Source organism: Ruegeria sp. YTSA226, from assembly GCF_059609905.1.
Window position 1 is genome coordinate 15830 of record NZ_JBXWMQ010000022.1, and the last position, 12502, is coordinate 28331.

At 59.4% G+C, this 12502-nt stretch carries 9 protein-coding genes; 4 read left to right on the top strand and 5 right to left on the bottom strand.

Annotation, left to right across the window (positions count from 1 at the left end; all coding sequences use genetic code 11):
• Positions 1-70 precede the first annotated feature (70 nt).
• Positions 71-2266, bottom strand: coding sequence for a primosomal protein N' (locus tag AC2FFF_RS18665; protein ID WP_281973812.1), 2196 nt, complete (start codon positions 2264-2266; stop codon positions 71-73).
• An 88-nt stretch (positions 2267-2354) separates the two neighbouring features.
• Here AC2FFF_RS18665 and fsa point away from each other — a divergent pair, with 88 nt between their 5' ends.
• The 4 genes from fsa to AC2FFF_RS18685 all read left to right on the top strand — a co-directional run bounded on the left by fsa (position 2355) and on the right by AC2FFF_RS18685 (position 5593).
• Entirely contained in the window at positions 2355-3008 is a 654-nt protein-coding gene (gene fsa, locus AC2FFF_RS18670; RefSeq protein WP_142640163.1) for a fructose-6-phosphate aldolase, read from the top strand.
• Between the two features lie 197 nt (positions 3009-3205).
• On the top strand, positions 3206-3913 hold the full coding sequence (locus AC2FFF_RS18675) for a DUF484 family protein (RefSeq protein ID WP_142640161.1): 708 nt from the start codon (positions 3206-3208) through the stop codon (positions 3911-3913).
• Positions 3910-4830: a tyrosine recombinase XerC gene (locus AC2FFF_RS18680; protein WP_281973813.1), complete on the top strand. Its 921-nt coding sequence runs from the start codon at positions 3910-3912 to the stop codon at positions 4828-4830. The genes AC2FFF_RS18675 and AC2FFF_RS18680 overlap by 4 nt, the downstream gene beginning before the upstream one ends.
• Before the next feature lie 67 nt (positions 4831-4897).
• Entirely contained in the window at positions 4898-5593 is a 696-nt protein-coding gene (locus AC2FFF_RS18685; RefSeq protein WP_281973814.1) for a CDP-alcohol phosphatidyltransferase family protein, read from the top strand.
• Positions 5594-5595: 2 nt separating this feature from the next.
• On the opposite strand, the gene AC2FFF_RS18690 is transcribed toward AC2FFF_RS18685, so the two are convergent.
• The 4 genes from AC2FFF_RS18690 to AC2FFF_RS18705 form a co-directional block, all read right to left on the bottom strand.
• Positions 5596-6063, bottom strand: a complete 468-nt coding sequence (locus tag AC2FFF_RS18690) for a hypothetical protein (protein ID WP_281973815.1) — start codon at positions 6061-6063, stop codon at positions 5596-5598.
• 76 nt (positions 6064-6139) lie between these two features.
• Positions 6140-6595: a methylated-DNA--[protein]-cysteine S-methyltransferase gene (locus AC2FFF_RS18695; RefSeq protein WP_281973816.1), complete on the bottom strand. Its 456-nt coding sequence runs from the start codon at positions 6593-6595 to the stop codon at positions 6140-6142.
• A gap of 132 nt (positions 6596-6727) precedes the next feature.
• Positions 6728-9640, bottom strand: a complete 2913-nt coding sequence (gene ileS / locus AC2FFF_RS18700) for an isoleucine--tRNA ligase (protein WP_281973817.1) — start codon at positions 9638-9640, stop codon at positions 6728-6730.
• Between the two features lie 163 nt (positions 9641-9803).
• Positions 9804-12497, bottom strand: a complete 2694-nt coding sequence (locus AC2FFF_RS18705) for a DUF2339 domain-containing protein (RefSeq protein ID WP_496751139.1) — start codon at positions 12495-12497, stop codon at positions 9804-9806.
• Positions 12498-12502 lie beyond the last annotated feature (5 nt).

The window sequence follows — 12502 nt, forward strand, 5'->3', positions numbered from 1 at the left end:
CTACGCCCATTTTCTGGTTTTGGCGAGTGGGAAGAAGGGCATGCACATTGGCTCTGCATGAATGCAGAGGTCAGTAGAAATTTTGCGGGTCAATATCAACGGTCAGCCTGATGTCACCCTTCAGCCGCAGCGGTGCTATCCAACGGGCGATGGCATCCTGAATTGGCGCCCCTTTGGGGGCTTTGACCAGCAGCCGCACCCTGTGTCGCCCGCGGATACGCGCAATGGGCGCAGGCGCTGGACCAAAGACCTGCGCACCGATCTGCCGCAACGGGGCGTCGTTGCGGGCCATGGCGTTGCCGATGTCAAAAACGGGACCGACCTCGGGGCCAGACAGAACGATTCCGGCCATGCGTCCATAGGGGGGAACTCCGGCTGCCAACCGCCCGGCCGCTTCGGCTTTCCAGAACCCCTCTTCATCGCCCGACAGGATGGCGCGAATGACGGGATGTTCCGGCTGGAACGTCTGCAACAGCGCCTGTCCGGGCTTATCCGCCCGCCCAGCGCGGCCAGCCACCTGCCGCATCAGCTGGAATGTGCGTTCGGCGGCGCGCAGGTCCGCCCCATGCAGGCTGAGATCCGCGTCAATGACACCCACCAATGTCAGTTTCGGAAAATTGTGCCCCTTGGCCACCAGCTGCGTACCAATGACGATATCGGCGTCACCGGCAGCAATCTCTTCGATCTTTGCTTTCAATGCGCGCGCCGATCCAAACAGATCGGATGACAGCATGGCAATAATTGCCTCGGGAAATGTTGCCTCAGCCTCTTCAGCCAGCCGTTCGATCCCTGGCCCGACCGGGGCCAGCTTGCCCTCGACCTGACAGGAGGGGCAGACCTCGGGCATGGGTTTGGTCTCACCGCATTGATGGCACATCAGACGCTTGAGAAACCGGTGTTCAACCATGCGTGCATCGCAGTGATCACAGGCAATCTGCTCGCCACAAGCCCGGCACAGGGTGACCGGCGCATATCCCCGGCGGTTAATAAACAGAAGGGATTGTTCACCCCGCTCGATCCGCTGATGGACGGCCTGCCGCAGCGATGGAGAAATCCACGTCCCCGGCTGCATCTTCTCGGCCCGCATGTCGATGGGCTTCATCTCGGGCAACACCGCATCGCCAAAGCGCGAAGTCAAATCGAGCCGCTCATACTTGCCTGCCTCGGCATTGGCCCAGCTTTCCAGTGACGGCGTCGCACTTGCCAGAATAACGCGCGCGCCGCATATGGCGGACCGCAGCACAGCCATGTCGCGGGCGCTGTAATGCACCCCGTCTTCCTGTTTGTACGAAGTGTCATGTTCTTCATCGACCACGACCAACCCAAGATTGCGAAACGGCAGAAACAGGGCCGAGCGCGCGCCGACAACCAGCTGTGCATCGCCCTGCCCCACCATGCGCCAGACTCGGCGGCGTTCGGTCATCGTCGCGCCCGAATGCCACTCTGCCGGGCGCGCGCCGAATCGTGCCTCAACGCGCGTCAGGAATTCGGCGGTCAGGGCAATCTCGGGCAGCAGAACCAGCGCCTGCCGCCCCTGGCGCAACGCTTCGGCGACGGCCTCAAGATAAACCTCGGTCTTGCCCGACCCGGTGACGCCTTTCAGCAAGGTCGTGCCATAATCACCCGTTCGCAGGCCAGATTGCAGGGTTTCCACTGCAGAGGCCTGATCATCGGTCAACGCCTTGCCCGGCAGATCCGGATCCAGATGTGGATAGGGCAGATCGCGCGGGCTGTCTTCTTCGCGAACCGCACCGAGTTTGACCAACCCCTTCACGACTGAAGAGGTCACACCCGCCTGTTCGGCCAGTTCCTTCAGCGTAAAGGCCAACCCGCCGTAGTCGCGCAGCACCTCCAACACACGGGTCCGCGCGTCGGTCACCCTGTCAGGGTCCCTGTCGCCAAGCCGATAGACCTTGCGCATCGAAGGCGGATCGCCCAATCCGGGCGCGCGCGTGGCCAATCGCAACATCGCAGGCATCGGGGTCAGCGTGTAATCGGCGACGCGCCCCAGAAACAGGCGCATCTCTTCGCGCATCGGCGCGACCTCCAGAACCCGGATCACCGAGCGGGCCTTGGCAAGGTCAAAGCCACCCTGCCCCGGCCCCCAGACCACGCCCAAGACCTTGCGCGGGCCCAGCGGCACCTCGACAAAAGCGCCCAGAAAGCACCCGCCCTCGGGCGCCTTATAGTCCAGCGTCCGGTCCAGCGGTTGGGCGGTCAGCACCGCCACCAGCTCACCTTGGTCGAAAAACTCCTGAGTGCTCAATGCATATCCTTGGCAAGGGGTTCCAGCATGGGTCTCTTTGAGGTAAAGCCATCCGCGACCAAGGCCAACCCATCAAAGGACTGCCCGCATGAAATTCTTCGTAGACACAGCCGAGATCGACGCAATCGCCGAACTGAACGATCTGGGCATGGTGGACGGTGTGACCACAAACCCTTCGCTGATCCTGAAGTCAGGCCGCGATATTCTGGAAGTGACCAAGGAAATCTGCGATCTGGTCGACGGACCTGTCTCGGCCGAAGTCGTGGCAACCGAAGCCGACGACATGATCGCCGAAGGTCGCAAGCTGGCCAAGATCGCCCCGAATATCGCTGTCAAAGTGCCGCTGACATGGGCGGGCCTGAAAACCTGCAAAACGCTTAGTGACGAAGGCCAGATGGTCAATGTGACCCTCTGTTTCTCGACCAATCAGGCGATTCTGGCCGCCAAAGCCGGCGCAACTTTCATCTCGCCCTTCATCGGGCGTCTGGATGACATCAACCTAGATGGCATGGACCTGATCGCTGATATCCGTCAGGTCTATGACAATTACGGATATGAGACCGAAATCCTCGCAGCCTCGATCCGCACCGTGAACCACGTGACCGACAGCGCCCGCATCGGTGCTGACGTGATCACCGCACCACCCGCCGTGATCAAAAAGCTGGCCGATCATCCGCTGACCGATAAAGGCCTTGAAACCTTCCTGTCCGATTGGGCCAAAACGGGTCAGAAAATCCTCTGATTCTGCGCGAACCCGCGCGGCGCCCCTGGCGCCGCGCTCGGCCCAGCTGCTTTGAATCTGATCTCGGATCAGATCTCTGCAGACCGGAGTTTTCCCGACCACATTCCCCGCGAAATTCAAATTGACGCTCATTTTTCCCGAGGCAGATCCGGCAAGCCGTGCTATAAGGCCGAAAAATAAAAAAGACCGGACAGGACATGAGCAGCAACACCATACTCAAGGACACCTTGCGCGAGGCGATTCTGGCCGAACCAGATGCCATTCTGGATGACAAGGACCTGATGCAGGCCCTCGTCACCGCAAATGAGCAGGCGCGCGGGAATAACGTCATCGACCTGCGCGGCATAGCCATGCAACGGCTCGAGGCCCGGCTGGACCGGCTGGAGGATACGCACCGCTCGGTCATTGCGGCAGCCTATGAAAATCTGGCAGGCACAAATCAGGTTCATCGGGCCATTCTTCGGCTACTTGAACCGGTCGGATTTGAGGAATTCCTGCAAATACTTGGTGCAGATGTGGCTGACATACTGCGTGTCGAACGCATTACGCTGGTTCTTGAAACGACGGCAGTCCAGAAAGACCCGGCAATCTCAAGACTGGCAGGCGTGCTGGCCATCGTCGAACCCGGTTTCGTCGACAACTATCTGACCTTTGACCACAGCGGCCCAGCACGCGAGGTCGTCTTGCGTGAAATCATCCATCCCGCGCACAGGATATTCGGCAGTGATGCGGATCACCTGCGCTCCGAAGCTTGTCTGAGGCTGGATTTGGGCGAAGGCCGCCTGCCTGGCATGATCATCATGAGCGCAAAAGACCCCAGGCACTTTACGCCAAAGCTGGGCACGGATCTTCTGACTTTCTTTGCTGGTGTCTTCGAACGGTCGATGCGCCATTGGCTGTCGTGAGCCTTATTTCTCCGGCTTGTCGTGACGCACTGCAAAACTGGCTTGATGGCCTGGGGGCCTTGTCAGGCCGGTCCGAAAACACGCTGACCGCCTATCGGGGGGATGTGTCCGAATTTCTGTCCTTCATGACACTGCACCATAGCGAAAGCCAGGGGATGGCGGCGATTGCACGGATTACGATCTCGGACATGCGGGCATGGATGGCCGATCAGCGCGCATCCGGCGTTGGCTCGCGCTCGCTTGCGCGCAAACTCTCCGCCGTAAAAACCTTCTACCGTTGGCTTTCGGAGCGTGAAGGGTTTGAGCCGACCGCAGTTCTGTCGACCCGCGCCCCCAAATTTACCCAAAAACTCCCTCGACCCATGGCCGAGGATGCCGCACGTGCGATGATTGAAACGGTCGAGATGCAATCAGCCAGCGACTGGGTTTCTGCCCGCGACGTTGCGGTCGTTACTCTTTTATATGGCTGCGGCTTGCGTATTTCCGAGGCTCTCTCACTGACCGGAGCGGATACCCCTTTGCCCAACTCGCTGCGGATCACCGGCAAGGGCAACAAAGAAAGGATCGTTCCGGTCCTGCCAGTCGCGCAAACAGCTGTAGATCAATATGTAAAGCTGTGCCCCCACCCCCAATCCAGGGAGAAGGCACTGTTTCGCGGGGTTCGCGGAGGCCCACTGAACCCCCGAGCCATTCAGGGGGTGATGGCCAAAGCGCGCCAGCAGCTTGGGCTGCCCTCCACTGTAACACCCCATGCCATGCGCCACAGTTTCGCGACTCACCTGCTGTCTGCGGGCGGTGATCTACGCACCATTCAGGAATTGCTGGGCCACGCATCGCTGTCCACCACCCAAGCATATACTGCGGTCGACACGGCGCGCCTGATGGAAGTTTACAACCGCACCCACCCAAAAGCCTAAGCAAACACTATCCAAATTGACCGGGCTTTTGGTTTGCATCTGGCCCGCGCATCATTCAAGAGACACCATGACACACAGATTCAAAGCTCTTTCCGTACATCTATTCACCGCGACCGGCGCCGTATTTGCAATGCTCGCCATGCTGGCCGCCGTCGAAGAGAAGTGGAGCCTGATGTATCTGTGGCTGGTCGTCTCGTTTGTTGTGGACGGTATCGACGGCCCCTTGGCGCGGCACTATCACGTCAAAAAGAACGCCCCGGAATTTGACGGCGTGCTTCTGGATCTGATCATTGATTACCTGACCTATGTGTTCATCCCGGCCTTTGCCCTGTTCAAATCGGGCTTGATGGACGGCTGGACCGGCTGGTTCGCCATCATTGTCATCACCTTTGCCAGCGCCATGTATTTCGCCGACACGCGGATGAAAACGAAGGACAATTCCTTTTCCGGCTTTCCGGGCTGCTGGAATATGTTCGTCATCGTGATCTTCGCGCTCGAGCCCAATTTCTGGGCTATCCTGCTGCTGGTGACGCTGCTTTCGCTGGCAATGTTCCTGCCATTGAAGTTCATCCACCCGGTGCGCACGGAACGTTGGCGCAATGTGTCATTGCCGATGGCCTTTGCCTGGACCTTCTTCGCCGGATGGGCGGCCTGGGTCGATTTCCATCCCGAAAGCTGGGCCCATTGGGGTCTGGTGATCACCAGCTTGTATCTGGTGTTCGCGGGAATTGCCCAGCAGGTGATCCCGCCGCGCAAAGCTTAAGGTCACAGGACCTCCTGCACCTCGAACTCGGTTCCGTTATGGGCGAACACATCACCCTGTTGCAGGCCTGCCATCGCCAGGTAAATCGGGCTTTGGGTTGAGATGCCCATATAGGTTTTGCCGTCCACTTCGAACCGCGTGGTCGAGACGCAGACCACAAAGCGCCGGTTGTTGAACTTGACCACCGCACCCGGTTGCACCCTGTCGGTCAGACCAAAATCCGTATTCTCGATCACATCGATCTTGGCATGATGCGCATGAACCGGCGCATCGAAGGCTGCTGCCAGATCGGCATTCTCGCGCGAGGCTGCGATATCGTCCTTGTCATGCCCTTCCCGGTCATCAAGCTGCGAATCTTTCAGGAAAGCGTCGTAATGCGCCTGCGCGGTCGCAAGCTCTTGCTCCTCAAGCGACATAAGGCGGTCGATGATGGCCTTTTTACGAGCTGCCAGGTCTGGTTGATCGGTCATACCATGCGATCCTTTGAAATCTCTATTTGAAACAAATTGGGCATCAACCAGCGGGATTGCAACAGAATTCCGCTTTCTAGATCAGCAGACCGGCGGCGCGTTCATGGCGCAGCAGGGCGACCTTGGTCTCAATCCCACCATCACCTGAAAACCCGCCCAGCCCGTTTGCAGCCAGCACCCGATGGCATGGAATTATCACCGGAATAGGATTGGCGCCACAGGCCTGCCCCACCGGTTGCGGGGGCTGACCGAGTTCCTTCGCGAGATCACCATAAGTTCTGGTTTCGCCCAGCGGAATGGCAAACATCAGGTCGCAAACCTGACGCAGGAATTCCGACCCCTCGATACGGTAAGGCAGATCGAACCTGTCCAACCGCCCCTGATCATAGGCGCGCAGCTGCGCGGCGGCCTCCTGCAACAGGGGCGTGACTTCGCCCTGATTGCCGCCATTCCAGATCAGGCGCGTCACCGCGCCATCTGTTTCTTCAACACCCAAAGTCCCGAAACGGGTCTCAACCGCAATCATTCCCATGCGAACAGGCTGACAGAAACCGCGCGCATCACAACCCGAATTCTGCGAATCCGGATCTTCATCTGGCCAAAAATACCTCGGAGCGCGAGGCAGAGCCTCGCAAAAGACTCCGCCTCAGCCGCAGAACACTGATTAGCTCAGCGCGTCGTTACAGCGCCCGCACACGCCGTCATGTGCATGGCGCCCCACATCAGGCAGGATTTTCCAGCAGCGCTGACATTTCTCGCCCTCAGCCTTTTCGAACACCACGGCCACGCCCTCGATTTCCGGCAGGCGGAACGCCTCGGCCGGGGCCGGATCTCCGGTGACGGTCAAACCGGACGTGATGCACATGTCATCGACGTCAAACGTTGCCAGAAGATCGCGGGTTTCACCATCTTCGACATGCACGATCGGTGCGGCCTCAAGGCTGGAACCGATGACCTTATCCTGTCTCTGAACTTCGAGCGCGGCAGTCACAGCGCGGCGGACCCGGCGGATCTTGGCCATGCCAGCCTCAAGCTCGGTATTGCGCCAGTCGGCGGGCGTATCCGGGAAGTCCACCAGATGGACCGAGCTGTCGTCACCCGGGAAACGCTCCAGCCAGACCTCTTCCATAGTGAAGACCAGAACTGGGGCCAGCCATGTGGTCAGACGGTGGAACAGTATATCCAGCACGGTGCGCGCGGCACGACGGCGCAGATTGTCGCCGTCGCAATACAGCGCATCCTTGCGGACGTCGAAATAGAAGGACGACAGATCAACGGTTGCAAAGGTGAACACCGCACTGAACACGCCCTGGAAGTCGAAAGACGCATATCCTTTTCGCACCTGTTCATCCAAATCGGCCAGACGGCTGAGCACCCAGCGTTCCAGGCGCGGCATATCCGCAGGGTCCACCCGGTCGGCCTCAGAAAAATCAGCCAGCGAGCCCAGCATGAATCGCATGGTGTTGCGCAACCGACGATAGCTGTCGGCGGTGCCCTTCAGGATTTCAGGTCCGATCCGCTGGTCAGCGGTGTAATCGGTCTGAGCCACCCACAGGCGCAGGATATCGGCACCGTATTGCTTGATGACCTCTTCGGGCACGATGGTGTTTCCCAGCGATTTGGACATCTTGTTGCCCTTGGCATCGAGCGTAAAGCCATGGGTCACCACGTTGCGATAGGGCGCGCGGCCCTTGGTGCCGCAGGCCTGCAGCATGGACGAATGGAACCACCCACGATGCTGGTCGGTGCCTTCCATATATACATCGGCGATGCCGTCCTCGGTGCCGTCCTCACGGTCGCGCAGCACAAAGGCATGGGTCGAGCCCGAGTCGAACCAAACATCCAGAACGTCGAACACCTGATTCCAGTCATCCGGGTTATAGTCATTGCCCAGGAAGCGCTCTTTCGCGCCGTCAAGATACCAGCAATCGGCCCCGTCCTGTTCAAACGCTTCTTTGACGCGCGCATTCACGCCAGGGTCGCGCAGCAGAAAATTGGGATCGGTCGGCAGAGCGCCCTTCTTGGTAAAGCAGGTCAACGGTACGCCCCAGGCGCGCTGGCGCGACAGAACCCAGTCTGGCCGGGCCTCGATCATGGAATACAGACGGTTCCGGCCGGTCTGCGGGGTCCATTTCACCAACTCGTCGATCGAACGCAGGGCGCGTTCGCGGATGCTATCGCCCATTTCGCCCATGCCGTCGTCCAGTTTGCGGTCGACCGAGGCAAACCATTGCGGCGTGTTGCGATAGATGATCGGAGCCTTCGAGCGCCAGGAATGCGGATAGCTGTGCTTGATCTTTCCGCGCGCCAGCAACCCGCCAACCTCAACCAGCTTATCGATCACGGACTTGTTGGCATCACCCTCACCGCCCTTGCGGGACAGGATGTATTTGCCGCCAAAGAACGGCAGATCAGCGCGGAACGAACCATCGTCCATCACGTTATAGGTGATGACCTGCTCCAGCATGCCAAGATCACGGTAGAGCTCAAATTCCTCCATCCCGTGCGACGGCGCGCAGTGAACAAACCCCGTTCCTTCTGTGTCGGTCACGAACTCAGCCGCGCGGAAGTCGCGGATGTCATCCCATTCGCCATTACCGCCCTCGGCCCCGGCCAGCGGGTGGGCCAGTTGGACAGATGACAGCTCATCTGCTGTGATATCACGGACGCGGGTCCACTGGTCGTCGTTCAAGCGGGCGCGGCCCAGCACGTCAGCGGCCAGATTGTCCGCCAGCAGGAACTTGTCGCCAACAGCAGCCCAGCATTCCTCTGGCGCATCAGTGACTTCGTACAGCCCGTAGGAGATGTCCTTGCCATAGACCACAGCCTTGTTCGACGGCATGGTCCAAGGTGTCGTCGTCCAGATCACAACAAACGCGTCATCCAGATCGCCCGCATTCACAACCTTGAACTTCACCCAGATGGTGAAGCTTTCCTTGTCGTGATACTCGACCTCGGCTTCGGCCAGCGCGGTTTTTTCAACCGGCGACCACATGACTGGCTTGGACCCCTGATAGAGCGTTCCGTTCATCAGGAACTTCATGAACTCATCCGCGATCACAGCCTCGGCGTGATAGTCCATGGTGATGTAGGGATCGGCCCAGTTGCCGGTGATGCCCAGACGCTTGAACTCTTCACGCTGGATGTCGATCCAGCCCTCGGCGAACTTGCGGCATTCCTGACGGAAGTCGACAACGTTCACCTCGTCCTTGTTCTTGCCCTTCTTGCGATACTGTTCCTCGATCTTCCATTCGATCGGCAGACCGTGACAATCCCATCCTGGCACATAGCGCGCGTCGTGGCCCATCATCTGATGGCTGCGCACAATCATGTCTTTGATCGTCTTGTTCAGCGCGTGACCGATATGAAGGTGACCGTTCGCATACGGAGGGCCATCGTGCAGGGTAAAGGGCGTGCGGCCCTGTTTTTCACGCAGGCGGTCATAGACACCGATCTCTTCCCAGCGTTCCAGCCATGCGGGTTCGCGCTTGGGCAGGCCTGCGCGCATGGGGAAATCGGTTTTCGGCAGGTTCAGCGTGTCTTTGTAATCAGGTGTTTGGGTCGTGTCGGCGCACATTGGGGGCGTCCTTTGGATGATCTGGTCGTATTGGGATCGAAGCGGTCGGTGCGAGTTCTCAAACACCTTTGCCCGGCGTCTCAGTGGTCAGAGCGCCGGGGAAATAATTCGAATAATGATGGCCAGACGGGCATACATGGCCGCGCTTATAGGACGCCGACAGCTAATGGTCCAGAGGTTCCGCCCCTTGTGGCGATTGGCGCAGCTTTGCCCAGCGATTCAGCCACGCCAAACCGGCCAGTGCAAGCCCCAGCGCCAGCAGCGAAAAGACCCGGATCAGGCCGCCCAGCCCGGCGATGTCGATCAGAAATACCTTAGCCACGGCCAGTCCGATCACAGCCAGCCCCACTTTGCGCAACAGGTCGGACCGACGGGCCAAAGATTGATAAAACAGCGCCGCGCCTGCAATCAAAAGGGCCAAGGTATAGGTGTAAAGCTCTGGTTGGCTGACCCCAGCCCCGACATACATGCCACCGGGACCCTGCCAGAAATGACGAATAGAAGCACCCAGCCAATATGCTGCAAGCGCACCCGCAAGACCGAAACAGCCCTGCCGCAACCAAACCGGCATCTGTTCAATGCGCAAGGCTGACATGGCAAGGACCCCGGCAGGAAGAAGGTAGGCTATGGCAAGCGTGTTCATCAGCGCAGGCCCCAACACGGGATCACTGTGCACAAAAAGAACGGGATTTGCCTCGGTCAGCGCTTGCGCAAGTCGGAACAGGGCATGGGCGGCAAAGAACGCCGCCAGCCCATAGCGGACATAGTTCAACGGCCCGCCCAAATCGAACTGCCGTATCTGTGCCGCCGCCAACAGCAGCCAGATCACCGCCATCAGGCCCAACCCCCAATGGCTATCCTCCATCCCGCCTTGACCGAACCCTTCCAGCCAGCGCAGCAGCAGCAATGACAGCAATATCCCCGCGGTTGCCCAGGCTGCGCTTTCCAGCAGCAAGATTGCAACGGGGCGGTTCAATCCCCGGATCAGGCCCCAGGCGAGAACATATCCAAGGGTGGCGGCGCCATAGACCAACGTCATTTCACCGACCGGCACCGTATTGGCCCAGTACAGGCCCGGGTTCAGGATCAGCCGCACAGTCACCGTGAAGACCCCGGCCCAGATAAACCAACTGAGCTGAGGCAGGTTGAACCGACGATCCAGCGCGGCAGCGGCTACAACGGTCACAACCAGCGCAATCGTCAAGGCGCCAGAACTCAGCACGATGACACAGGCAAATGCAAGACAGGACAGCGCGGATAACGTGGCCAGCGCAGGACGTATACGTTGTTCACCATCCACGCGCGCATAGCGTTCGGCAAAGACCACCATCAAGGCACCCAGAGCCATTGCGTGCAGCCCCCAGAAATACGCGCCCAAAACCTCGGCCGGGCGCCAAGCGATTTCAAGCGCGATGGCAAGTATCGGTGCGGTTATAACCGCCCCAGCCGCCCAGACCACGCCATAGCGCCCCTGCTGCATCGACCGCCACGCCGCCGCAACCGAAAGGGCTGCACTCAGTGCCACAAGCAATGTCACGACAAAGGGAAAATCCGCCTCGGGGGTTTCGGCATAGGTCTCAGCAAAACGCTGTGCGACTTTGCCCCGATCCCACCCCTGGAGAAATACGAGCCAGACAAGGCCAACAATCGGGAAAACACTGATGTCCTGAAGTGCCCTCGCCCCGCTTGTCCAAACGATCATCGCAAAGGCCAGACCAGCCAAAAGCGTCAGGCTCAACCAGAACTCACCGGCGGAATCCGGCCAGTGCAGCGCCAGGATGGCCGAGCTGACCGCAACTGCACCAAATGCCAGACGCGTCGGAAACTCGGGCCATGCCTCGCCGCTTTGGCGTCGGGTCATTTCGCTGACCATCGGGCCGGTGTGATCAGGCCAAATTCGCCGGACCGGAATCGCAATAGTGATGAGCGCAAAGGCGGTGATGCAGGTCAGATAGCCCGGCTCTGTCATCGGTTCCGACAGGACCAGCAGCAGACACGAAGAATAACCTCCGACCAGTGTCAGAACCGAAATCCACGCCCATCGGCGGACGGTGTCTATGCCCAGGCCCAGAACCGTTATGGTCAGGAAGTAGCCATATAACCAGGTCGGATCATCCGAAGAGCCACCGACCAAGAATGGGGAGGCAAAGGCACCTGTCAGTCCGACAGCTGCCAATAGCGGACCATGGAACCAGCCCAAAACCAACCCGACAGATGCAACGCCAATCATGGCGACAAGCGCAAATTCAGGGCCGATCAAGCCATATAGTTGCCGCGCCGCCAGAACGCCGCCAAACAGTGTGACCAGCCCCGCGCCTGAGAACACCGAGGGCAAATAGGCGCTCGCGGAGTCCACGCCATCGCCATAGCGCCTGCGAATGACCTCTCCGCTGACAATCAGCGCCGCGCCAAACAGCAATGCGGCAACGACACGTGCCGACGGCGGCAGTAACCCGTTCTCGACGCCGTATTGCACCAAAAAAATTCCCGCCAGTGCCAGCGACAGTGCCGAAACGACATAGAACCAGTTTTCCTGCAGCCATTCCTGCAGCAACGCGAAACGGTCAGAGCTGAAAACCAGTGCTTCTTGAGGAGATTGCGGGGGGATTGGCTGTTCGGTCTCAGGTTGGTCGGCTATCGGCCACACTGGAGGCGCTTTGGCCGGAATAGTCTGCGCCTTGGACTCGGGCTCTGTCGCGAGTTCTGGTTCAGTATTGGTGCCATGTTTCAGTGACAGGATGTCCGCCTCTAACTGGACGACCCGCCGCCGCAACCGAACCTGACTGACAAGCAGCAGCACAATGGTCAAAGGAATAGCCAGCGCAACCAACGCAAGAAGGACCAGAAGGGATTCCAACCTGT